Below are 22,787 nucleotides of genomic sequence, written 5' to 3'. Positions count from 1 at the left end.
GCTGCGAAGGATCAGCCCAGCGGGCTGGTGGTCGAGTAGGTCGCGATAATCGTGAAGTCGGCCCAGCCGATCGTGGCGGACCCTTGCTTCTCGGTTTCGCCGAAAGCGGGCGGCTCGGCGTCAAGGTAGCTGCACAGCCCACCGAGCGTCCGGTCGGCCGCGATGGCCATGCCGATCGCCATCAGCTTGGCATCCAGCACCACCTCGACCCGTTCCGCCGTGTTGACGGTGACGGCCATGTTGACTGGAAAGCCATGCTCCCACCACCAGGTCGGCGGGGACAGATCGACATCGGCTTCGCCCGGATCGCCGGGCTGGACCTGAACCTGGCCACCATCGCCCAAGCGCGTCGGCTTGCCGTCGTCCGGCTCCAGCCCGTCGACTGCCATGTCGGGCACGGCGGATGCGACCAGACGCCGGATGGCGTCCAGCACCTGCTGGCGCTTCGACATCGCGTTACCTCCAGCGAGCGGATAGATTGGCGTCGAACCGGGCCTCCGCCAGAGCGGCGGGGGCTGACAGGTCGACGCTTTTCGGCTTTTTTACCTGGCGGACCAGCGTGAACATGATGACGTTCTGCAACGGGCGCGGGTTGCGGGTCTTGCCGGCGCGCTCGCGGTCTGTCGCCTGCCGCCAGCGACCGGTAGCCTTGCGGACCACCAATCCTTTCATGACCAGATACGCGACGCCAGCCCGGCGGACACTGGGAGTGCGAAACCCCTTGTCCGCCGGGTCAATGAACACCAGCCGGCGCCCGAACCGTTGTTCGACCTCGTCCGGCGTCATGGCATTGCCCTGCCGCTTGCGGGGCACATCGTCGGTCGGCACTGCCAACCACCGCTTGCCGGCGCGCGGAACGATGCTGGCGCCGCTAGCGTAACTTTCGATGATCGCGGCAGCACCGCGCCCATCCCTGGACGGCTGAGCGTAGATCCAACCCGTCGGCTCCAGGCTGTGACGGCCGTTCCGATTGGGGTAGGTCACACCGCGCACGGCGTTGGCCAGCTTGTCGCCGAGGCCGGCCGCGCGGACCTGCGCGCGAAAGGCATCCTTAACCTCGTCGGCCGTGTCGCGCATGGCCTCCGTCAGGAAGCCGGCGACCTCGTCCTCCAAACCGCTGCCGATCCTGTCCCAGTCCGGCCTGGTCAGACGAGGTCGGAGCATCAGGCGGCTTGGGTCAGTTCCACCGTCCAGATGCGCTTCGCATCCAGCATCGGTTCGCCCATGATGGTGTAGGTCCCTGCGAAGTCGCCGGCCGCAACCGCCAGGGACTGACCGCGCCGGGGCGCAGACACTTCCCAGCTACGCAGCCGACCGATAAGCCCGCTCGCCACCACGCGAAGGCCGGAAATCGCCTCGTCCGCGTCCGATCCCTTGAACCGGATGCGAACCGGCTGTTCGGCATCGCCGAACAGGGCATCCTCGCCGAACGCCGCGAAGGCGGCATCGATCACCGCGCGGCGACGTTCGGAGAAGTTGCCCATGGCCGGATCAGGAGATCTGGCCGGTGAGGCGGACCCGGTAGCTGGTGTCGGCGGTCGCCGCATCGCGACGCGCGGTCCCGATCAGCACGTTTCCGGCCGACGACTTGGTCACGCGCCGGTTGGCGTCGTCCCAATACAGCTTCGTGCCTTGCGTCACGTCGGTGTTGGCACCGGTCGCCTTGGGCAGGTCGACCACGCCAATCTGAAGCCCTTCGACCTCACCGCCCTGCGCGGCGGGACCGGTCGCGACGGCAAAGTCGCTGCCGACGATGAAGCCGTCGCCGGAGGCGAGGGCGCGGGGGGCAACAAAGGTATTGACGTTGCCCGGATGGATGAAACCACGCATGTGCATGCTCCTCTTCGCCGGCATGGGCCGACGCGTTCGATGTTCTCGGGGGCGGGGGCGGCGCAGGACCGCCCCCAACCGGCTCACTTGCCGGCGTCGGTGACGGTCGGGCGCCAGTCAATCGCGCCGACGCCATAGTCGAACATGACGCGCCACTCGGTGCCGTCCGTCCGCCAGCCATCGCGGGTCTCGACCTTGGGCTCCTGATTGCCGTTCAGGAACACCACCTTCAGCGCGGGCGCGATCGTCGGGTCGGCGAAGCCGTACCGGCGGGTGCCCTTCAGACGCTTGCCGCCAACGATCTTGTCGAACGTGCCCTTGACCCGGTTCGGGATGAGCAGCTTGCCGGTGGGGTCGAGCGCCTGATCCACGGTGTTCAGCGCGGTCACGATGCCCTTGAAGGCATATGGCACCAACTCGACCGCCAGCTTCAGGTCGAGAACCTCGTTGCCCGACAGGTCGGTCTGCTGGGCAAACAGCACGTCCATGGCTTCGACCTGGTCGATCGACGGCGCGCCGCCCACGTCGACGATGTTCGCGTGGTCAGGGTGGAACAGCGTCTTGCCGTCGCCCATCACGGGACCGAGGCCGTTGTTCAGCGCCAGCAGCTTGTACACGTCGAGTTCGATCGAGAGCTTGCCGGCACGGCCGAGTGCAACCGCCAGATCGTTGAACGCGCCCAGATCGTCGTTGACGATCGCCTGTCGGGTCAGGGCGATGATGTTGGCGCGGGTCGATGCCTGGATGGTGGCCTTCGCGCCATCGGGGATCGGCTTGTTCTTGACCTCGCCATTCTCGTTCAGCCGGTCGAGCGCGCCGAAGGTGCCCAGCAGCAGCTGCGCCGTCGGCTTGAAGTCGCTGACCGAACCGACACCGCAGAACTCGCGCCACGTGTCGGGCGTGGTCGCATAAGCCGCCTGAAGGACGCGGTTGACGACGTTCTCCAGGATGTTCGGGAAGTCGCCCGTGCCCTGATACGGCCCCATGCGGATCGCCAGCGCCTGACCGACGACGAAGTCGCGATCGTAGCTGTCGACCCGCTGACCGGCCCGCTCCAGCGACATGCGCGCCAGTTCGGCGTTGCGGATGCCGCGATACTGACCGGGATCGAGGTCCGGCGCCTGCTGGCCGCGCGCTCGCGCGCCGTCGGTGATCAGCTGGCCCAGTCCTGCGCGCTGGATGATCGAGTTTTCCGCGCCCCGGCGAAATCGGTCGCGCTCGTCGTCGGTCACCTCGATCGCGCGGCCGCCCGTGGTGATGTTGCCGGTCTGACCGCGCTGTGCATCGGCTGCGGCGGTCAGCAGCGCGGCGCGGGCGCCCTCGATGCTCATCCGGCCGGCTTCGTTTTCGGCGATCAGCTCCTGCGCACGGGTCACGACGGCGTCCCCGAAGCTGCGGGCCTGCTCGACCAGCGCAAGCGCGGACGAGGCGGTGAACCGGACCATGCCGTTCGACGCGGGATCCGCCGCTCGCGTGCCTTCGACGACCGGAGCCGGGGCGGGTGCCGGTGCAGGCGCGGGAGCCGCAACGGGAGCCGCGGCCGGGGCCGGAGCGGGAGCCGGGGCCGGAGCGGGCGTCGGGGCCGGTGCGCCGGTGGGCGCGGGCTGCTGCGGCGCCGGGCCGCGCGTTCCGATCACCTCGGGAAAGCTGCGCGCGCCTGTGGCGACGGCAACGGCGGGAGCGAGGCCGGCCGCAATCGGCAGGCCGGACGATGGCAACGTCATACGGGTTTCCTCTTGAAGAGCAGGGGACGAAACAGGCTGCGCCGATCGGACCCCCGCATTGGGATCGGCAGCAATCGAGACCAGCGACACTTCGGTCAGAGTCCAGCTGGTGACACGGTAGATCGGGATCTCTTCGTGCATCCCGGCCAAAAGCATCTGGTTGCGACGGTAGCCGACGCTCACCTTGGGCGGCGTGCCGCCGGCGAACTCGGCTTCCGCCGCGCGCGCCTCGGCCGACTGGCCGAACGCGCAGACGGTGACCACGTCGGCCGCGTCACCGAAGCGGGCCTGCCGGATCACGCCGAGACGGCTGGCAAGCTCCCAGCGGTCATGCGTGTCGAGCAATGGCGCATTGCCTGCCTCGACCTGGCTGAGGTCGACCGCTGCCGGCGAACAATCCAGCACCTCGTAATAATAGTCGACATCGTACAGGCCGACCATGAAGCCGGGCATCAGGACGGGCGTTTCGGTAGCGGCGGTCAACTCGACGGTGCGGGCGGTCGCGTCGTAGCCGCTGGTGCTGGCAAGACGCGTACCGGACACCGCCGGCTCCATGATCGGCAGGATCAGCGGCGGGGTTCGGACACCCTCGCCGAACGCGCGCAGGTCCAGGCTCCCCACCGCCACCGGCAGGGCACCAGCCAACTTCACCATGTCTGCTACTCCTTGGGTGCCAGGAAGCCGGTGGCCATCTGCAACACGCCCGAATCCGTCACACGGCGCGGATCGGTGTCGAGGGCGAGGCCCAGCTTGTCGATCACGTCGTTCATGGCCTTGATGCCGGCCATATGCTCTTCGGTGTTGGCGCCCCGCTCGGCGAGGCTGGTGCCGAGCAGCTTCAGGCCCGCACGGATCTCCATGATCTCGCCCATCAGATCCTTGACGGGATCGACCAATCGGCGAACCGGAAGGGCGAAGGTCATGCCGACCTGAAGGAACCGGGGATCGCCCGTTTCCAAAACCAGCCGCTGCATGCGCCGTTGCACCGCCGGCTTGACCAGCAGCGGAATGACCTCGTTCTGCTGCCAGTCGTCGACCAGCGCATAGGAGCCGTTCATGGCCGCACGCAGGCCCGAATAGTTGGCTTGGCTCACGTCACCCGTCATCAGGTGATACGGGATCATGTTCGCCGACACCGCGGCGATCTGCTGACGGATGAACTCCACCGTGCTCGACGAAGGGGTGGGGTTCACCACCGTGGCGGTTTCGCCCGCTTTCAGGCGGGCGATCATGCCCGGCCGCAGCGTCTCTTCCAGCGGCTTGCCGCCAGTGTCACCCTGCGGGGCGGCCTGCGCTCCTAGCGGGGAGGTGGCCTGACCTTCACCCGGCTGTACGACCAGCGCGAGACAGGCCTGCACCTTCTCCTGTAACCGCTTGGCGTCCTCGATGTCGCCGACATCGCGCAGCGTCATGGCGACGGCGCCGAGCCACGATACGCCCCGTGTCTGGCGATGCCGCAGCCGCTCGAACAGATGGTCAACCTGATCGACAGAGATGAACGACGAGACGACACTCGCCGAGCCGCGCACCGGGTCGTTCGGATGCTCAGGATAGAGCCAGTAACCGGTGCGGATGCCCACACGGTTGAACTGGACGCCCTGAACCACCCGCCCGCCATCGTTCAGCAGGTAGTTGCGGCTCATGTCCAGCTGCGGGCCTTCCAGGCCGACGACGATCCCGTTCGGGCCGCTATCGTCCGGGTGCCAGACAGTCAGGCTTTCCCCGCCCACGATCATTTCGCGGACCGACAGCTTGCCGTGGCCGTACCAGTCGCCCAGGCCGTCCACCCGGCCATGCGACCAGCGATCCCACTCCGCCTGCGCGCGCTCCCGCACGCGCTTGACCGGGTGGGTCAGCTGGACGCCGATGCCGTCGCCCCAGATCGTGGCGACCAGCTGGCGCACCGCCGCAGCGGCGTATTTGTTGTTGCGTACGAGATCGTGACCGGCCCAGCCAAGCATGTGCCGGGCGGACGCATTCTCGCCGTCGGCGGAACTGGCGGCGCGGTTCCACCCGTTTGTCCGCCGGTCACGCGCAGCCGCGTCATATTGCCGAATGCCATCGCGCGCCGACACGGCCGCGTCCAGCCGCGCCCGCGCTGATACCCGCCGTGCCGCCCATTCCGGCGCGATCGGCGCGATGGCGCCGTCGATCCAGTCCGAGAAGGCCATCAGCGTGGATCGAACACGGCGACGGTCGACGCGGGGCGGCTGATCGTCGGGGTGCCGCTTGCCTGCTGGTTGCGGAAATACGCCAGCGCGGCGAGCAGGTCCGACATGCTCCGGTAGGTCTGACGATCGCCTTCCGACTCGATCGTCAGCAGGCCGGAGGCGGCAGCCGCCTCAAGCGCCGCGATCTTGTCCGAATGGTCGATCGTCATAGGTAGCTGTCTCCGACATCGAAATAGGTGTCAGCCTGGGGCGCCGGGTCGGGCGCGACGGGCACGGGTGCCGGAGTGACCGGCGATATGGTCAGGGCGGGCGCGAGCAGATCGCCCTGCCGCGCGTCACGCGGGGCGTACCGGTCGACGCGGAGCGCCGCCCAATCCATCTCCGTCAACGTGTCCAGCATCAGCTTTTCGGCTGCCGCTTCATTATAGACGCGGCAGTCGAGGTAGTGGTTCTGCCGGCCGGGCATCATGATCCACCGCCGGTCCGGAAACCCGTGGATCATGCGAACTTCGATCGTCTCGGCCGTCGCCTGCTCGAACCAGTCGTTCGGCGTGTCCCGCGACAGGTGGACGCGCCCGACCGGGACCACCTCCGGAGTGGCGCTCTCGATCGCCGCGGCTACCGCCTTCATGGTTTCGCGCAGGAAGCCGTACCAACTCAGCTTCGCGTTGTTGACGCCGACGATGTACGCCTTGTCGTCTTGTCCTGCCCTTGCCCGACCCGCACGTCGGCCCTGCTGCTCGTAGGCGATAGCTTCGCCGCGACCGAGCAGCGGAAGCGCCCAGCCAGCCCGCCCGTACACCGCCAGACGGCGCGGCCGGCGCGCGCAATACGCATGGGCGGCCGGGGTATGGTAGCCAGCGTCAACGCATTCCCAGTCGATCGGCAGCACCTTGCCACCGGGGAACGCGGTCCCGCGCTGGCTGTACTCGTCGAGGGCCTTCCACGCCCCTTCGCCGGGGACATCCGTCGCGCCGGGGATGAAGCGGGCATCCAGCTGCCAGCTTTCCTTGCGGGGACCCCAACCGACCTTCTCGACGTAGATCCCGTCGCCCTGCACGTCGCAGCCAAGCGTCACGACCAGCGGGCCGATCGGCATGCGGCCGACGCCCCAATCCTGTTCGCGCAGCGTCATCAGCTGCTCGTAATCCGGCGTGTTGCTGGCGACCTCGAACACAATGCCGCGCTTAAGGTTCGTCCAGGTCTTCAACTTGGCGACATCGCCCTGCGCATCGCGGAAGCCGACTGCCATCTCGCCCCATGACTGGAACGTCGAGATCTCGCCCAACAGCGCAAAGCCGCGCTTCCGACTGGCTGGCATCTTGGCCCGGAACGCCTGGAACGTCTCCTCGTCCAGCACGCGTGAGACCGGCTGCCCATCGATCTGGTCCGACAACCAGCCGTCGGCCAGCTTCATCTCACCCTTGCGCCAATGCTCTACCGGCACACCGCAGCAGGGTGGCACGAGATAGGCATTCTCGTGATCGTCGTCGGCCCACTGGATGTCGCTCCAGTCGGGCACGAACCGGCTGCCGCACTCAGGACACTTGAAGTGATAGCGACGGCGATCCGACTTCTGGTACGCCGCCTCGATCTTGCTCGACCCCTTGATCGTCGGGGTCGAGATCTTGAGCCGCTTCGACAAGCCGCGTGAGCGCCAGACCTTCAGGCGCTCGTCCACCATGCCTTCCGGCGAACCCTGCCCGTCCAGATCGGAGGGGAACTGGTCCAGATCGTCTTCGATCGCATAGCGCACAGTGCGCTGCCGCAGATCGGCCGCGGAGTTGGCACCCGTCAGCAGGATGTACCCGCTCGACCGGCTGAACAGCACCTTCTGCGTCGTCGAGCCGTCGCCGTTCGCCAGACCCTGCGCGCGGATCGTGCCACGCCGGTCGGGGTTCAGCTTGGGCGATGCGCCGACCATGGGCCAGAACTTCTCCGCCGCCCATGCCGTCGCGGCCTTGAAGGTCGCCTGGATGAACAGGACCGGGCCCGGCGCCAGGTCGGATATGAAGCCGAGCCAGTTTTCCGCCGAAGCCGAGCCGCCCGACTGGGCGCATTTGATCAGCGACACCTCTTCGCACGGATCATGCGGGGAGAGTGCGTCCATGATCTCGACCAGTTCGGGCGCGGTCTCATGGTTCCAGTCACCGGGGATGGGGGCATCCTCCGGAAACTTCCGGTTGATCGCCGCCCATTCCGAGACGGTGAGCCGGGGCGGAGGCCTGAGACCGTCCGCCAGCGCCTTGTCTAGCCGCTTCGCATTACGTGTCAGCACGCCACCCGCGACGCTGCCGAACCGGTCATACTCGAACCGCATCAGGCAGCCTCCGCAATCACCTCCTCATCTTCGCTCACATCCGCCGCCCCGTTCAGGATCGCCGCTGCCAGGGCGTGGAACGCCTTGTCGGTCGCCTCGTCCAGCAATGCCATGATCGCGCGGGGTTCGCGCTCGGCCGCAAGCCGTTCCGCTCTGGCGCGCAGTTCCGACTGAACCCGCTCCCGCGCCATCCGGCCCAGCTGGCCGAGGCGGCGTTCCGCATCCATAGCCGGGACCAGTTCGCGGGCGAGCTCCGCGTTCTTCATCCGTTTGCCGACCAGGTCTTCCTCGGCGACGTCGGCACGGACCCGTGCAAGGTTGCGCTGCTGGAGCGCCGATCCTTCGTCCGCCTCGCCGTCGATCGGCAGTTCCGGCACGGAGCCATCCTGCATGCCGGCGGTCGGCCGGCCCCGCGTGGGATCAAGGCGGGCGTTGAGCTTCGCCTCGGTCCGCGTCACGTCAACGAGCAGGGCGCCGGTGCCATCATCGGCGAATACGAGCAGGCCAGCTTTTTTCCAGTTGCTGACCGCCGACTTACCTACGCCGCGATGCTTGGCGAAGGCGGTCTGTGTCAGCAGCGTGGCCACATGCTCCTCGCGTTCACGCCCAATGAACAGTTCAGTTCACCGGGTTCAAAATCCTAAACCGCCTCTGAACCCCAAATCCCCGCACTCAGCCCCACCGCATCGGGCGGCGCCCCCCGGAAAGGACCCGAAGGGGGTGGGGGAGCCTCAAACGGCGACGGGCGGCGAGACCGAAGTCGCGCCGCCCGTCGAGGCTTAGGGGTTGCACCGTGGCGTACCCGAAGGCCCGTCCAAGTGTGGCAAGCTATAGCCTGTTTTCAGGCGATAGGCGGACATGGAAAATGTTCGCCGCTGCACTTTCAGGCCATTGACACGTCAGTTGGCAGGATTTCTGCGACTGTTCGCGGCAGCGATGGCCGTGATCGCACGGCTGTACCGCTTACGCAGCCCCTCTGCGCCATGGCTCAGCCCCATCCGGGCGAGCAGCCCCACCCAGGAGACCTCGCGCTTGCCCCTCGCCAGTTCGGCGACGGCGAGCCCGATGAGCTTGCGATCGGCAGGGTCGATGGCGTCCAGCCAACCAAAGGCCTCCTCCATCTCGGCGATGTCGGCACGGGTCTGCGATGCCAGCCGCAGAACCGCATCGATCCGCTGCTCGCCGGCATCCTTTCCGCCATCGTAATCGCTGGCCCGAGCCTCTGCCGCGACTTCCGGCCACGCCGACCGCAGCTGCTGCCAGCCCCGCTCGCGATCTGGACAGCGCCAGCACGTCAGCAGCGCTTCCACCAGGCGGTCCTCCACATCGGTGAAGGTCATAGCGAAGGACGCCGCTCCCTCTTTCCCAATCATCAATCTGGTCTCTCTTCTAAGAACGGACAGTCGGATAGTTGATGCATTGTCGCGCATGGGCGCACACAGGCATGGAAAGGTCTTGCGAAAGCTGTCCGTACTGTCCGGACTGTCCGTTAGCCGCGCGTTTCTGCGGGTTTCGAGGACGGACGGTTAACGGACAGACGGACAGTCCGATGTGCGCCCGCTGACTACATACCATTGCATTTTCGTCGCCTTCCGCCGCTCGCCGGACGCCGCGCCCCAAAAGCACGGACAGTCCGCCCAAACTGTCCGTCCACTGTCCGTCCGACACAGCAAGAGTGCGGAACCTGGGATGCGTGCCCGATCACAGCGTCATGCCATCATCGAAGTCCGCCCAGTCAGCCCCGCCGCTCGCTTCCTGCTCCGCCACAGGCGGGTTCGTGAAGCCGCTGCGCAGCCTTGCACCCCGACGTCGCTTCAGGCCGCGCCTATCCTTGGGCCCGAGCATGATTTGCCTGTCGCCCAGCGCGCGACCGAAGGCGGTGCTGTTCAGCAGGTCGCGGTCGCCGACGCCCTCCGCTTCGCACCATTCCTTGTAATCAGCGTAGAGCTCGCTCGATAAGGTCAGGGCAACCGGATCGGACGTGTCGACACGCGCCGCCATCCATTCGCCAAAAGGGTTTGCCGAACGGCGGTACTCCTCGACGGCTTCCGAGACAGCGGTAGGCTGCACCAGGCGCCCGGCCTCCAGCCACTGGCGCAGGCCCTCAAGCATCCAGTTGAGGATGCCGGGCCCCTCGGCCATCAATCGCGCTTCCGCGCCCTTGTCGATCGCCGTTCCTTTAAACTGATGCGGGAAGAGGATGATCACGATGCGTCGCCATATGCCATCGTCATCACCGGAAATGCGCGGACGGCTGTTGCACTCCATGAACAGCTTGCCTCGCGCCTTGAACTCGAAGGGATCGCCATAGTTGGCGCGCGCCTGGATCGGAGAACCACCTGTGAATTGCTTGATCCGCTGCTCGTCGATGGCTGAGCCCCGCTTCGGCTCCTGCGTACAGACCAGCCTCGTGTCTCCCGCGAGACGCACCAGGTCGGGCGTCGCGTCCGCGCCGGATCGCTGGCCGGCTGCCATGAAGGTCTGCACGTCGGCCGCGACGCCGTAGCCGCCCATCAGCTCGCGAAGCACGTTCATCGTCGTCGACTTGCCGTCACCGCCCTTGCCCTGGAGCATGAACATGCACTGTTCGACGGTGAGGCCAGACAGTGCGTAGCCGATCACCTGCTGGAAGTAGGCGCGCACCGCAGGGTCGGGAAGCACGGTAGCGAGGTGCTGATCCCATGCCGGTGCGGTCGCCCTGGGATCCCAGTCGCACGTCATGGCGCGCGTCAGATGATCGGCCGGATCGTGCGGCGCCTCTGTCAATCGCCAACGCTTCCCCGCCTCAGCCGCCGGGTCTTTGACGAACCGCAGCGTCCGGTTCGCTGCGTTGACGACCAGCAGGTTGGTGTCGAACTCCTCCATGCGCCTGTTCAGGTCATCGAGCGTCGCCGCCTGAGCCAGCATCGCCGTGGCCTTGCTCGCATTGCCGGTCTGCACCGCATGTTTGTGGAGGTTGATCACCCGATCCTGACGACGCTCCGTCGTGCACCACTCCCCGAAGCGCTTCTTCAGTTCGTCATCCGCGATCTCCGCCAGAGCGGCGATCTCGTCACGAATGCCCCGCGCGACCTCATGCGTCTTCAGCATGGCAAGGCGCTGGCCATCCTCGGCCGACCACCGCCGCCCATCATAGGCGACCCAGCCCCATTCGCGAACATGCACCAGCTTGCCACCGGCATGTGCGACCAGCCGCTCCGCATTGCCGAGATCGGACAGTTCGCGCCAGCACAGGGCCAGCGGGTCGACCGTCACCATCATCACCGCACGTTGAACCACGTCCCCCACGCTATTTCCTCACTGAAGCAGGATGACACGGCTCGCGGCGACCGACGCGAGTGTCTCCTGATAGGCTTTTTCCTTGGCGGTCAGCTTGCGTGCCTTCACGGGTGGCGGGATCGACGGCGCGGGTAGCTCCAGCGCGAAATCGGGATCCTCGATGCCGAGGGCGTGCCGATAGACGGTGTAGATGGCCTCGGCGGTGAACCGCTTGTCCCGGTCCATTTCACGATCCTTCACGACGCGACGGATCGCGGGCGGATCGAACCCTATGTCCTTTGCGAATTTGAGGACCTCGTTGATCTCTGCCGTGATCGCATCGCGCTCGCCGACCAGGTGCTCGACCCGTTCCACGATCGCCCGCAGATGATCGCTCTTTCCCTTCGGCCGACGAAAAGCCTCCGTCTCGCCGGACGCTTCCGCAGCCGCACGAACGGCGCGCCGCGCGCCTTCCAGCCCGAGAAGCTGGACGAGGTCGACGGCGACCTGCACCAGTGGCGGTGCCTCCGCCATGGGCGTGTCAGGTTCGCTCTCCGGCTTCTCAGGGCTCGACACAGCTGCAAATTCGAGCGGAACGGCGGTTGGCGCGGACGCATCGTCCGGTGCGGGCGTGCCACTGGTCGCCTGATCGAATTTGCCGGCGTTGCGCTCCCAAGGGTTCGGCTCCGCATCGACCGCAGCCTCGTAGAACGGCAGCGTGCCCGACGGCGGGCGAAGCACCTCGCGCCGCCCGACATGATCGGGCTGGCCGACATAGCCCTCCCTCTCCATGCGCTCGATCATCCTGGCCGCGCTGTTATACCCGACGCGCAGCTGCCGTTGCAGCCACGATGTGGACGCTTTCTGATGCTCCAGCACAAGTGCGGCAGCGCGGCAGTACAGGGCCTCCTCGTCGGCGCTCACCGCGCCCTCCCAAGATCGTTGAAGTCCATCCCGGCCGGCGCGCGAAAGGCTTTGACCGGGCCAGCACCGGCGCGTCGCCATGCCTGGGTCGCTAGCGCGGCACAGATCTCCGACCTCTTCAGCCCATCGATCCGCACCCGCTCGCGCCGGCCCCGCCGCACAAGCTGGCAACGGATCTCGATCGGTCGCATGTCGGCATCGACGAGGATGTGCACTTCGCCGGCTTCGCTAACGGTGATGGGCGGCGAGTCCGGATCAGCCCGCAGCCGCCAGAGTGGCACCACGCCCTCTTCGTCGCGCAGTGCGCGACCCTGAAGATTGTCGAGGCTGAGCGCGGCCACAGGCCGGCTCGGACCATCGAGCGCCGCAACGTAGCTCAGCACCGTCTCGACCCCTTCGCCGACAGCCATCGGTCCCGGTCCGGCAACATCGCCCAGGAAACAGGCAGCACCGCGTGCCCGACCCCACATCTTGCGGGCAGGTCGGGGCCTGCCGTCCGGCAGGCATCCTAGATCGGCCTTCCGCCTGCCATCGCTGGTCAGGTAAGTGGCATGGACGCCTACTATCGCCCCGTTTGACGCTTCACGGAGAGGTGCAATCATCGCCGGGCAATGCATGATGCTGGGCGGCCCGCGATCTTCCCGCCATGGGGCGATCGGACACCGGGCGGCAAAGGCGAGGTGGCGAAGAGCAGCGCTGACGCGATCGACCGGAATACCCCGCGCGGCCAGCCACGCTTCCACGATCGTACCGGTCGCCGGAACGACCCTTTCGACGATATAGGCGGCAACGGTCGCACTATCGACGATCGGCCGTTCATGCACTGTGCGGACACGGCGCTCGCGCTGGAGAACGACCCGCTCGGCATCACCAGCGAGCACGCGGGCGGCTGCGGTACGGTCTGGATGCCCGCCGAGCTCCTTTTCGAGCGCGACCGCGTCGCCGGTCTCACCACAGGAGAAGCAATGCCAGATCGGGCCCTGTTCGTCCGCCAGGAACGCGTCGGCAGACTCGCACAGCGGGCAACCTCCGCGCGACCGCTTCGTCCCGGCCCGACGCAGCCGCGCGCCATGTGCTCGCGCTACATCTGCCGGTGCGACCTTGCGCGCGCGATCGAACAGGCTTTCGCCCGTTGAAATGCCTACTGCCATGATCCTGCCGTCAGGTCAGGCCAGAACCGCGGCGATGCGCGCCGTCAGGTCTACCAGCTTCGCCTCGGCCTCCTCGGCACGCTGCCGCTCGGTCGCGACCTCTGCCGACCGATCCGGCCTGTCGAGGATCTCCGACACCAGCCCGGCCATGCCGTCCAGCAACTGCACCATGCGCTGGCGGGGTGTCTGGACCGCCTCGAATTCCGGCTCGGCTGTGGAAGCCTGATCCGGGGCTGGCGTCGATGCCAGCACCAGCCCGGCTTCGATCATGTCGATTGCGGCGCGATTGTACGTTGCGCCATCTGCGACCCGCCGCTTGAGCTCGTCGAGAATGGCACCCGATGCCACGAAGGTGACCGACTTGCTTGCTGGTGTATTGCCCACAGGATCTTCCTTTTCGACATCGAGAGAGGGACGGGGATGCGGTTCCCAGTCGGCTGGCGGTTGCCGGCCGTCTCGGCAGAACCCGCACAGCCCATCGACGAGGCGGGGGAACCACCATTCGCACCCGTCGCAATCGCCCGCAGTCCCGCTCTCGATCGGAGCGCGGGACGCTATCGCCAGCGCGACGGTCTCGGCCTCGATCTGGCTGGCCATGTCGACGGCATCGACCATCAGCAACCCTTCCAATCGAGCCAGCCGATCTGCGGCGCTCCAACGTGGCCGTGCTCCCACACGAACCAGGCGAAGGCGATCACGCCCGCGCCTTCGCCGCTGACCGAGTCGACCAGTCGGCCACGCTGGATGGGCACGCGACGCGACATGACCCAAACGCGGGCCAGGGGTGTCGTGGCGAACCAGCGCTGTCGCTCGATCCCCTCAAGGAAGGCGAGGCGGAGAAACAGGCAGACCTTCCCGCCCGGCGCCCGGCTCAACAGCAGCGCGCGATCGGCAAACTCCCTCGCCCAGCGGAACGGTGGATTGGTGACGACGTGCGGTGCGCGAGGCGCCCACTCCATCAGGAAGTCGCGCCCTCCTTCACCATAGCCGCGATCGATCAGGTCCGTGCTGACGACATCATGACCGGCCGCCTGCATGACCCTCGACATGGCACCATCGCCACAAGCCGGTTCCCATATCGGCCCGTCAAAAGCCTCCACCGAAAGCAGCGCGCGCGTTGCACCCGGATGCGTGGGGTAGAAGTCGTGCGTTTCGCGATTGACCGGGTCATCGGTCTGTGCCCGCGAAAACGCGCTGCCGGCTGCGGCGGAGAGCGGCGTCAGGCTCATCGGACGAGGCCGGTGATGGCGCCGGTCGACAAGATCAGGATCCGGCGCCCCGTCGGGCCTGGCGCGGGAAGCACGCGGATCATGTGTGCGGCCTCGGCAGCCTTCAGGATAGGCTTGATCAGGTCCACCGACAGATCGGCACGTTGTGCGAGTTGATGATCGGTGGGGCACGGCCGACCGGCACGCGCGAACCGTTCCAGCACCGGCAGGAGGCTGTTGACCGCTTCGACTTCGTCGATGTCGATCGGCAGCGTCACGACCTTCAGCTTTTCCCGATCCGGCTTGGTCAGCGGACTGGGCTTGCTCGACCGAGTCGCCGTGTAGTTGAACACCGTCGGATCGATCGTGGAGCGGGGCCGGGTGAGCAGAACCAGCTCGCGCTTCGCCAGATCGCGCATCCGCTTGGCGCCGGCGCTGGCGACCGGCAACGTCAGTCGGCTGGCATAGACAAAGCGGTCGCCGGCCTTGGCGAGCTCCATCCATGCGTCGATCCGCGCGACGCTGGCCACGACGCCGCAGGCCTCGTCGCCGATCTGTTCCAGCGGCAGCGCCGCCATCATCGGCCCAGCCCGATAGCTCCCGGCGAGGGGACGGCCGTCGCCACCCCCTCGCCGGCACGCGCGTGGCGACAGGGGGGCACCCCGCGCGTGATCTCGTTGGTCTGCGACGCCAGTGCCGGCGTATGCGCGATCGCCGTTGCCCAGGCGCCGGGCGCACTGCCGCCAGCGGCGGGATCGTCGATCGTGACCGTCATGCGGCCCGCCGCTGTGGCTGCGCAGCCGCAGGCGCGTCGAACCAACCGCCACGTGGTGCACGCTGCCAGTCCAGGCGCGCGACACGGCCGTGCGTGCGCTCCGCAATCGGGCCGACCAGCGACGCGCCCGGCGTGATCTCGCCGTCCAGCAGCCGCTGCAACGTCGGCATGCCGACGCACAGCTTCAGGTTCGCCACGCCCAGCGCGCCATGGCACTCGCGCGCGATCCATTGCGCCAGCAGGCGCGCGCCTTCGTTCGGCACGCGCGCGGGCAGGTGCATCTTGTTCTTCATTGCCCCTCCAGGATGGATGTCACCGCGGCGCGCATCGTCGCCAGCACGCGGAAATTATCGTCGATCTCGGCCAGCACGCGCTCCGCCTCGACCGTGTCGAGGTGGCCGTCGGCCAGGCTGGCGCAGAGCTTCTGCGTCAGGTCGCTATGTTCCTTGGCGGCATCGGCCAGCATCGACAGCAGGTCGCCGCGCCGCGCCGGGGCGGTCGGCTGGGGCAGGAAGATGCCCTCGGCCATGGCGACCAGCACCCGCGTGACCATCGGCTCGCCAACCAACGCCTCCAGATCGCGCACCACGTCGACGGGGGCGAAGCACTCCTCGTCCGTTGGCCCGAGCGCGTAGTAGCGGGCCAGCGTGCTCTTGCCGACGCGGCAGAAACCGGCGGCTGCCTCTACGCCGCCCGCGCGTGCAACCAGTTCGCCGAACGCGATCTTGAGCATGCGGCCCTTCACGGCCGTGGCGATCAGCGCGTTCACGACAGCTTGCCTTCGCAAGCCGGGGTTGCGGCCCCGCCCGGCGCGGATACGGTGGTGATCACATCGGCGAGAGGAGAGGGCGAATGGAAGCTGGACGACGCGTGGATGCCCTCGGCATTGCGTGGTACAAGCGCGCGGATTACTCCCGTATTCTCGAAGTCATGGAGGACAGTGACAAGCTGCCCATCACATTCGACCGCTGGCAAAGTCAGGCCGAGGGCTTGGAAACCGGCTTCAAGAAGCGCGGCGTTCCCACTTTCCGCGCTCACATTGATCCTGAGCACTTCGTCGCCTGGTGCGCCGACCGTGGCCTGAACGTCGATGCTGAGGCAAGACAGCGCTGGGGCAGCGAATTGGCCCACCAACGGCTTACAGGTGGCCAGCACTGACAGGGCAGTCCGCGTCATGCCGTCACCGCCTGCCGGGAAATGTCGGCGCACTCTCCCGATGCCGCGAGGGGATGATCTACGTTATCGGAAGACGAATGAAGCATCACCCCAGCAACGCCGAGGTTCACACCATCCAACAAGTCGCTCACGATTGTCGGTACACCGGCCGGCCAGTTACCTTCGGTACGGAAAAACGCGAAAAATCGCTCAGCCTTATCGGCAGTGCATTGTCCGCCAGCCGAAAGTCGCTCCAGAAACTTGCCGTCACGAGCCACACGGGAAGCGAGCGTCGCGGTACTGCGGTTGTTAGCCGCCGCCCAGGTTTCTGCCAGTGCGAGAAGGCGTTCAATCAGCGTCACCAGGCACTCCAATGCTAGCCGAGGCGCTAAATGCGGGCAACTGCCCGCCTTTGTCAACGGGCAAGTGCCCGAATGACCAAAAACCATTAATGCGGGATAATGCCCGTATGACGGACCTGATCGAACGCCTTGAAGAACGCCTCACCGCGCTGGGCAAATCTGACCGGGAAGTCTCACTGCTGGCGACAGAAGGGCGATCGTCTGACCTCATCCGTGACCTGCGTCGAGGACGGGGGAAACGTATGGGCATCGAGGCATATCAGCGGCTCGCCGAAGCGCTTGAAACCACGGTGTCTTATTTACGCGATGGAGTTCACGCTGCCGAGGCGTCCCCCAATCGCCGAACTGGATACGAGTCTCACGCAGCAGATCGCTCCTTCGACGAAGCGCTGCCACGCACTATCCCCGTCTATGGAACTGCTTTAGGAGCCGAACTGGATTTGAACGGCGATGAACTCGTTGAAAGCCACATCGTCGAGTTGACCGAAGCGATAGATTGGGTCCGCCGGCCCCCGCTACTTGCACGTAGGTCTGACGTTTACGCGGTCTACATTACCGGCTCATCCATGGAGCCTCGGTTCGAGCCAGGAGACCCGGTTATTGTTGACCCAAAGCGGCCGCCGCGCCCCGGTGACGACGTGATCGTGCAGCTGGCGGATCGACACACTGAGGGGGCCAAGGCTGCGTTGATCAAACGTCTGGTCCGTCGATCCGCCAAGGCGCTGACGCTCCGTCAGTACAATCCGCCAATGGATTTTGAGGTGGCGGCCGACGAGGTCTTAGCCGTGCATCGCGTCGTCATGATGAGAGACCTGCTGGGCTAGACGGGCAGTTGCCCGCATAATTGCTTGACGCGGGCAACTGCCCGTAGTTATGGAGCGCTTCACGGGCATGCTGCCCGCTGGAGCGCATCATGCCCGCACCATCCTTTGATCTGTCCGCGCCGGCCGCGATCATCCCACAGCCCGCGCTAAGCCTCCTTCCTGCGTCATACGATCCGCTAGACCTCGTCACCTATCCTGAGGTTCTGCCGATCAGCATGCCTTGCGCGGCTCACGCTCGCACCGCGCCTCGTTTCAAACAGCGCTCCTTCCTGCCGTCGCGACCGCATCGGCTCAGCTTTCTGCCGTTACTTCCCGGACACGGTGGAACCCGCCTCGGCGAGCTCTCCGCCACCGTCGCCCGCCTCCGCGCCCGCGACGCACAGGTGCTGGCGTTCAGCCAGCCGACGGGCGGGGAGGGCGGTCCCGACCCGCTGGAACCCGATCACGAGCGCCCGATCGGCTACTACGCCCGCCGGATCGAGGTCGCGTTCCTCGGCCTCGCCGCCCTCGGCATCGCTGCACAGTTCCTGCGCGCCTACATCGCGGGGGTGCTGTGATGAGCAGGGCTGATCCAAGCGGCCCCGAGCCGGTGACACAAGACGATGTGACCGAAGCCGATAAGGCCGCTGTCACCCGCTTTCATGCCATCCAGATCAAGCGCATCATGGCGGGTGACAGCACGCTCGGCGAGGACGGCCGACAGACAATAGAGCAGGCGTTTGCGGAACGTCGCTTGGCTGGCATCGCAGAAGGTCGCCGCCTCTCGGCAGGCAGCGATGTCGTTACCGCCCCATCATGTGCGCCGGTGGAAGTGGAGCCGTACTTTACACTGCCGTTTGCGCTGCATGAGGCAGAAGGCAACGGAGCCGCGTATATCCGCGACGCAAAGGGGCAGTCCGTCGCCATGCTGATGTGGCCCGCGCACGCGCCGAATGACGAAGATGCTGCTGTCGCCACGCTCTATGCGATCGGCCGTGCTTTTGCCGCCGCGTTCGCCGCGTCAGGCAGCGATGTCGTTACCGTGCCGAGCGAGCGTGAAATCGACATGATGATCGTGCTGGAGCGCATTGCAGAATTGCTCGGTTCGGCTTGGCTAAACTGGGATCGTACAAAAATAATTGAAGAGTTGGGTGACGAGATCACCCCCTTCTTTGAAGGCCTCGGAATGAGCGAGGGCGAGGGGCCAGATGGGCAGGATTGCTATGGCTTTGACTGGACGGCGGAACAGGAAAGGGTCGTGCGCGACCTAGGCGGTCGAAAGGCAATTATCCATCGGCTGGCCCTCGCCACCGCCCCTACACCCACGGGAGAGGGGGAAGGCGACTGATGCGCCCGCTCGTCATCGACAACTTCGCCGGGGGCGGCGGGGCTTCGACAGGCATCGCACGCGCGATCGGCCGCGAACCGGACGTGGCGATCAACCATGATCCGGAGGCGGTGGCGATGCACGTCGCCAACCATCCGACCACGCGCCACTATTGCCAGTCGATCCTTGCCGTCGATCCGCTCGACGCCACGGGCGGCGCGCCGGTCGCGCTCGCCTGGTTCTCCCCCGACTGCAAGCATCACAGCAAGGCGAAGGGCGGGAAGCCGCGTGAGAAAAACATCCGCGACCTCGCCTGGGTGGTGGTCCACTGGGCCGAGCGCCTGCTGAAGGCGACGCCCGACGGTCGCGGCGCGCCGCAGGTCATTATGCTGGAGAACGTCGAGGAGTTCCGTCGTTGGGGTCCGCTCGATGCCGAGGGCATGCCGATCAAGGAACGCCAGGGCGAGGAGTTCGACTTGTGGGTGCGGCGCCTGCGCCGGCTGGGCTACAAGGTCCAGTACCGCGAACTGCGCGCCTGCGACTATGGCGCGCCGACCAGCCGCAAGCGCCTCTACCTGATCGCCCGTCGCGATGGCCTGCCGATCGTCTGGCCGACGCCGACTCACGGCAAGCCGGACAGCGTCGAGGTGCGGAAGGGCAAGCTGCTCTCGTACCGCACCGCGGCCGAATGCATCGACTGGTCGATCCCGTGCCCGTCGATCTTCGACCGCACCCGGCCACTGAAGCCGGCGACCAATCGCCGCATCGCGCACGGCGTCATGCGCTACGTCGTCAACGCGGCGAAGCCGTTCATCGTCGGCACGGCGTTCACGAACACCCGCGCCGCGCGCGTGTTCGATCCGCAGGATCCGCTACGCACTGCGACCAGCCAGCCGGAGCATGGCGTGGTCGATGCCGCGATCGTGCCGATCACGCATACGCAGAACAGCGCCCGGTCGCATGACCCGGCAGAGCCGCTGCGCACGATCACGACCGCCAATGGCGGCGAATTCGCCCGCGCCACGGCCACGATCGCGCCCATCGACGCGGCCTTCATCGGCCAGCAAAACTTCGACCGCGTCGGCCGGCCGGCGGACGAACCGCTGACCACCGCCACCGTGCGCGGCACGCAGCAGCGTTTGACCATTGCGGCCATGGCACCTCTTCAGAACGGGGAGCGTCGGCCAGGCGAAAAGCCGCGCGAGCAGGACATAAATGCACCTGTGTCGACGATCGCGACAGGCGGCAAGCATTCGGTCGTCGTTGCGCATCTGGAGAAGTTCAGCGAGAACAGCCGGGGTCGGCCGGCGAGCGAACCGATGGACACTGTCATGGCTGGCGCCCCGCGTCACGCGGCTGTGACGGCGTTCCTGTCACACTTCTACACGTCGAACACGAACGGCGGGCAGGGCGATCCGACCCACCCGGCGAAGACGATCACCGCCGGTGGCCAGCACCATGGCGTCGTCTGCGCCCATATGGAGCAGGCGAACACCGGCGGAATGCTGGGACGTGTGGCGGACAAGCCCCTGACCACCGTCACCACTACAGGCGCGCAACAGCGCCTGGTCGAAACGGTCATGGTGGACGCCGACGCGCTGCCGCCCGAACAGCTGGCCCGCGCCGTCCAGGTCGCCGCGTTCCTGGTGAAATATTACGGATCGGATCGGCACGGGCAGGCGGTCGACGTTCCGCTCCACACCATCCCGACGCGCGAGCGCTTCGCAGTCGTCACCGTCACGATCGACGCCACGACCTACGTCATCGTCGACATCGGCATGCGGATGCTCACCCCGCGTGAACTGGCCAACGCGCAGGGGTTCCCCGCCGACTACATCCTCGCCGCGATCGGCCCCAACGACAAACCGCTGACCAAGAGCAGCCAGATCGCGAAGATCGGCAACAGCGTCTGCCCCGACGTGGCCGAGGCTCTGGTCAGGGCCAACCTGCCGGCGCTGTGCGCCAACGATACGGCGGAAGAGGTGGCGGCGTGACGGCCATCGACAACCTGTTCGCAAACGGCGCGAACGGCGACTTCATGGTGCTGGATGAGGCGATCGATCTCACCTGCCAGTCGCTACACGCCTACTGGTCGCGGCATAGCCGTCACGCGATCGCTTGGTCCGGAGGGAAGGACAGCACGGCGCTGCTGACCGTGGTTATCCATCTGATTGACACCGGCCGCCTGCCACAGCCGGAACGATTGCACGTCTTCTACGCCGACACGCGACAGGAACTGCCGCCAATCCAGCAGGCCGCCGAGGCGGTGATCGCAAGGCTGCGTCAACGCAATTGGATCGAGGTGCACGTCGTGCGAGCGCCGCTTGATAAGCGCTTCATGGTTTATATCCTCGGCAGAGGCGTGCCTCCGCCGAACAACAACACCCTTCGTTGGTGCACCCGCCAGATCAAGGTCGAACCGATGGCTGAGGCGCTGATCTCCGCACTCGCCGACCTCGACGAGACTGCGCTGATGCTCACCGGCGTTCGTCAGGGCGAGAGCGCAATCCGAGACGACCGGATCGTCATGTCCTGCTCAAAGGACGGCGCCGAATGCGGGCAGGGCTGGTATCAGCAGGTCCTGCCGGACGCGAAAGGCATCCGTGGCCGCATCGCGACCCTCGCTCCGATCCTGCACTGGCGCGTCTGCCACGTATGGGACTGGATCGGACGCGTCTCCTACGCGCCCGGCTACGGCGAGTGGCCGGTGTCGATCATGGCCGACGCCTACGGCGGTGACGACGCGGCAGACATCGCAGCCCGGACCGGCTGCATCGGCTGCCCACTCACCGAAAAGGACACGGCGCTGGAGATCGTGTCGGCCATGCAGCACTGGTCGCACCTGTCCGCACTGTTGGAACTGAAGCCGCTCTATCGCTGGATGCGAATGCCAAAACAGCGTCACCGGAAGCGCGGTGTGGAGAGGCTGAAGGACGGTTCCATCGCGAAGAACCCACAGCGCATGGGGCCTTTGACCTTGGAGGCGCGTGCCGAGGCGCTGGAGCGGGTGTTGGACATCCAACATCGCGCGCGGGTCGACCTGATCAATGAGGAAGAAGAAGCCCGGATCCGCGAACTGATCGCCGCTCGGACCTTCCCTGACAAATGGGACGGAGACGAACCCAGGGCCGACGCGTGGCTCGATAGCGTGCTCCCCAGCGGCGCAGTTCAGCCAATCCTATTTCGCGACTTGGTGGGCCAATGACCATGCCCCGCCTCGCCGACTATCGCTTCCGCGACTACTGCGCCGACGCAGCAGCGCACCTGCTGCGCGGACGCGAGGCCAACTTTCCCGCTCACGTCAAGGCCGGCAGGCTGACGGCCGAGGCTGCGGAAGAAGGGCTGGCGCTCTCGCGCGCGGTGGCGGCGCAGTGGCGTTGGATCATCGACCCGGCCGCGCCGGCCTGTCCCGAATGGGATGACCGCACCGGTTACTTCGGCCGCTACAATCACCTGATGGTCGCGGAGCTCGCCACGATCGCGGCCAAGGCGCGTGCCCAGGCCGATCGCGATCCGACCAGCGATGAACGTCGCATCATGGCGGACCTTTGCGATGCGCTGGCCTGGCACCAGCGCCCCTACCGCGGGCGATCAGGCGAGGCAGCGATCGTCGTCATGGTCAGCGCCGAGCGCACTGTGAAGGCCCGGATGGTAGGACATAGGAGGCTGGCGGCATGACTGTCGCGGCACGCTTCAAGCAAGAGGACATCGCGCGAGCGATGAAGGGCGCTCGCAAGGCAGGGTATACCCGCGTGCGGGTCGGGATTGACGTAGCGGGC

General features: G+C 66.6%; 28 protein-coding genes and 1 pseudogene. 8 read left to right on the top strand and 21 right to left on the bottom strand.

The genetic code is table 11. The features are described from left to right. Positions 1–11: 11 nt before the first annotated feature. The 14 genes and pseudogenes from BMX37_RS04320 to BMX37_RS19420 form a co-directional block, all read right to left on the bottom strand. Entirely contained in the window at positions 12–452 is a 441-nt protein-coding gene (locus BMX37_RS04320) for a hypothetical protein (protein WP_093664170.1), read from the bottom strand. 4 nt (positions 453–456) lie between these two features. Next, on the bottom strand, positions 457–1,164 hold the full coding sequence (locus BMX37_RS04315; RefSeq protein WP_093664169.1) for a DUF6441 family protein: 708 nt from the start codon (positions 1,162–1,164) through the stop codon (positions 457–459). Then, positions 1,164–1,484 carry a head-tail joining protein gene (locus BMX37_RS04310; protein WP_093664168.1) on the bottom strand — a complete coding sequence of 107 codons (321 nt, stop codon included), beginning with the start codon at positions 1,482–1,484 and terminating at the stop codon, positions 1,164–1,166. The genes BMX37_RS04315 and BMX37_RS04310 overlap by 1 nt, the downstream gene beginning before the upstream one ends. A 7-nt stretch (positions 1,485–1,491) precedes the next feature. Further along, entirely contained in the window at positions 1,492–1,830 is a 339-nt protein-coding gene (locus BMX37_RS04305; RefSeq protein WP_093664297.1) for a DUF2190 family protein, read from the bottom strand. Between the two features lie 83 nt (positions 1,831–1,913). Beyond that, a complete protein-coding gene (locus BMX37_RS18675; RefSeq protein WP_170841775.1) occupies positions 1,914–4,208 on the bottom strand; it encodes a phage major capsid protein in 2,295 nt (764 codons plus the stop codon). A gap of 5 nt (positions 4,209–4,213) precedes the next feature. Then, the gene (locus BMX37_RS04290; protein WP_093664165.1) at positions 4,214–5,725 is read right to left on the bottom strand and encodes a phage portal protein; all 1,512 of its coding nucleotides are present in this window, start codon (positions 5,723–5,725) and stop codon (positions 4,214–4,216) included. Next, positions 5,725–5,934, bottom strand: coding sequence for a phage head-tail joining protein (locus tag BMX37_RS04285; RefSeq protein WP_093664164.1), 210 nt, complete (start codon positions 5,932–5,934; stop codon positions 5,725–5,727). Before BMX37_RS04285 ends, BMX37_RS04290 begins: the two co-directional genes overlap by 1 nt. Next, positions 5,931–8,045, bottom strand: coding sequence for a phage terminase large subunit family protein (locus tag BMX37_RS04280; RefSeq protein ID WP_093664163.1), 2,115 nt, complete (start codon positions 8,043–8,045; stop codon positions 5,931–5,933). The genes BMX37_RS04285 and BMX37_RS04280 overlap by 4 nt, the downstream gene beginning before the upstream one ends. Next, positions 8,045–8,632 (bottom strand): hypothetical protein, encoded by a 588-nt coding sequence (locus BMX37_RS04275; protein WP_093664162.1) that lies wholly within the window; start codon positions 8,630–8,632, stop codon positions 8,045–8,047. Before BMX37_RS04275 ends, BMX37_RS04280 begins: the two co-directional genes overlap by 1 nt. Positions 8,633–8,944: 312 nt before the next feature. Next, positions 8,945–9,385: a hypothetical protein gene (locus BMX37_RS04270; RefSeq protein WP_244501369.1), complete on the bottom strand. Its 441-nt coding sequence runs from the start codon at positions 9,383–9,385 to the stop codon at positions 8,945–8,947. 361 nt (positions 9,386–9,746) lie between these two features. Beyond that, positions 9,747–11,333 (bottom strand): DNA primase family protein, encoded by a 1,587-nt coding sequence (locus tag BMX37_RS04265; RefSeq protein ID WP_139197992.1) that lies wholly within the window; start codon positions 11,331–11,333, stop codon positions 9,747–9,749. A gap of 9 nt (positions 11,334–11,342) precedes the next feature. Next, positions 11,343–12,044, bottom strand: coding sequence for a DUF2312 domain-containing protein (locus tag BMX37_RS19080; protein WP_342027843.1), 702 nt, complete (start codon positions 12,042–12,044; stop codon positions 11,343–11,345). Beyond that, positions 12,024–12,233 (bottom strand): annotated as a pseudogene (locus tag BMX37_RS19075) (DNA translocase FtsK); the annotation flags it as partial. The pseudogene BMX37_RS19075 and the gene BMX37_RS19080, both read right to left, overlap by 21 nt. After that, positions 12,224–12,970: a DUF7146 domain-containing protein gene (locus BMX37_RS19420; RefSeq protein WP_425288431.1), complete on the bottom strand. Its 747-nt coding sequence runs from the start codon at positions 12,968–12,970 to the stop codon at positions 12,224–12,226. The pseudogene BMX37_RS19075 and the gene BMX37_RS19420, both read right to left, overlap by 10 nt. On the opposite strand from BMX37_RS19420, the gene BMX37_RS04250 reads away from it, so the two are divergent. Next, a complete protein-coding gene (locus BMX37_RS04250) occupies positions 12,908–13,363 on the top strand; it encodes a hypothetical protein (RefSeq protein ID WP_139197991.1) in 456 nt (151 codons plus the stop codon). The genes BMX37_RS19420 and BMX37_RS04250 overlap by 63 nt on opposite strands. 30 nt (positions 13,364–13,393) lie before the next feature. Here the strand turns inward: BMX37_RS04250 and BMX37_RS04245 are convergent, their stop codons facing one another. Genes BMX37_RS04245 through BMX37_RS04220 form a run of 6 tightly spaced genes read right to left on the bottom strand, consistent with a single transcriptional unit; the run spans position 13,394 to position 16,130 of the window. Then, positions 13,394–13,993 carry a hypothetical protein gene (locus BMX37_RS04245; protein WP_093664157.1) on the bottom strand — a complete coding sequence of 200 codons (600 nt, stop codon included), beginning with the start codon at positions 13,991–13,993 and terminating at the stop codon, positions 13,394–13,396. Further along, entirely contained in the window at positions 13,993–14,607 is a 615-nt protein-coding gene (locus BMX37_RS04240; RefSeq protein WP_093664156.1) for a hypothetical protein, read from the bottom strand. The genes BMX37_RS04245 and BMX37_RS04240 overlap by 1 nt, the downstream gene beginning before the upstream one ends. Continuing rightward, positions 14,604–15,167 carry a hypothetical protein gene (locus BMX37_RS04235; RefSeq protein WP_139197989.1) on the bottom strand — a complete coding sequence of 188 codons (564 nt, stop codon included), beginning with the start codon at positions 15,165–15,167 and terminating at the stop codon, positions 14,604–14,606. The genes BMX37_RS04240 and BMX37_RS04235 overlap by 4 nt, the downstream gene beginning before the upstream one ends. Continuing rightward, positions 15,164–15,361, bottom strand: coding sequence for a hypothetical protein (locus BMX37_RS04230; protein ID WP_093664154.1), 198 nt, complete (start codon positions 15,359–15,361; stop codon positions 15,164–15,166). The genes BMX37_RS04235 and BMX37_RS04230 overlap by 4 nt, the downstream gene beginning before the upstream one ends. Then, entirely contained in the window at positions 15,358–15,654 is a 297-nt protein-coding gene (locus BMX37_RS04225; RefSeq protein WP_093664153.1) for a hypothetical protein, read from the bottom strand. Before BMX37_RS04225 ends, BMX37_RS04230 begins: the two co-directional genes overlap by 4 nt. Beyond that, positions 15,651–16,130, bottom strand: a complete 480-nt coding sequence (locus tag BMX37_RS04220) for a phage regulatory CII family protein (protein WP_093664152.1) — start codon at positions 16,128–16,130, stop codon at positions 15,651–15,653. Before BMX37_RS04220 ends, BMX37_RS04225 begins: the two co-directional genes overlap by 4 nt. 83 nt (positions 16,131–16,213) lie before the next feature. On the opposite strand from BMX37_RS04220, the gene BMX37_RS04215 reads away from it, so the two are divergent. Next, positions 16,214–16,519, top strand: a complete 306-nt coding sequence (locus tag BMX37_RS04215) for a hypothetical protein (protein ID WP_093664151.1) — start codon at positions 16,214–16,216, stop codon at positions 16,517–16,519. Between the two features lie 14 nt (positions 16,520–16,533). On the opposite strand, the gene BMX37_RS18430 is transcribed toward BMX37_RS04215, so the two are convergent. Then, positions 16,534–16,878, bottom strand: coding sequence for a hypothetical protein (locus tag BMX37_RS18430; RefSeq protein ID WP_139197987.1), 345 nt, complete (start codon positions 16,876–16,878; stop codon positions 16,534–16,536). A 107-nt stretch (positions 16,879–16,985) separates the two neighbouring features. On the opposite strand from BMX37_RS18430, the gene BMX37_RS04210 reads away from it, so the two are divergent. The 6 genes from BMX37_RS04210 (at position 16,986) to BMX37_RS04185 (ending at position 22,686) form a co-directional block, all read left to right on the top strand. Next, positions 16,986–17,702, top strand: a complete 717-nt coding sequence (locus tag BMX37_RS04210) for a S24 family peptidase (protein WP_170841819.1) — start codon at positions 16,986–16,988, stop codon at positions 17,700–17,702. Between the two features lie 89 nt (positions 17,703–17,791). Further along, positions 17,792–18,259: a hypothetical protein gene (locus tag BMX37_RS04205; RefSeq protein ID WP_093664149.1), complete on the top strand. Its 468-nt coding sequence runs from the start codon at positions 17,792–17,794 to the stop codon at positions 18,257–18,259. Continuing rightward, complete coding sequence (locus BMX37_RS04200) at positions 18,259–19,029, top strand: hypothetical protein (protein ID WP_093664148.1); 771 nt, start codon at positions 18,259–18,261, stop codon at positions 19,027–19,029. Before BMX37_RS04205 ends, BMX37_RS04200 begins: the two co-directional genes overlap by 1 nt. Then, entirely contained in the window at positions 19,029–21,002 is a 1,974-nt protein-coding gene (locus tag BMX37_RS04195) for a DNA cytosine methyltransferase (protein WP_244501368.1), read from the top strand. Before BMX37_RS04200 ends, BMX37_RS04195 begins: the two co-directional genes overlap by 1 nt. Beyond that, positions 20,999–22,213: a phosphoadenosine phosphosulfate reductase domain-containing protein gene (locus tag BMX37_RS04190; protein ID WP_244501367.1), complete on the top strand. Its 1,215-nt coding sequence runs from the start codon at positions 20,999–21,001 to the stop codon at positions 22,211–22,213. The genes BMX37_RS04195 and BMX37_RS04190 overlap by 4 nt, the downstream gene beginning before the upstream one ends. After that, positions 22,210–22,686 (top strand): hypothetical protein, encoded by a 477-nt coding sequence (locus BMX37_RS04185; RefSeq protein ID WP_093664146.1) that lies wholly within the window; start codon positions 22,210–22,212, stop codon positions 22,684–22,686. The genes BMX37_RS04190 and BMX37_RS04185 overlap by 4 nt, the downstream gene beginning before the upstream one ends. Positions 22,687–22,787: the final 101 nt, after the last annotated feature.

The sequence above is a fragment of the Sphingomonas gellani genome, from assembly GCF_900110035.1.
In the GTDB taxonomy this organism is placed as follows: domain Bacteria; phylum Pseudomonadota; class Alphaproteobacteria; order Sphingomonadales; family Sphingomonadaceae; genus Sphingomonas; species Sphingomonas gellani.
The sequence above is the reverse complement of the archived record's forward strand: the minus strand, read 5'-3'. Positions and strand labels throughout refer to the sequence as shown.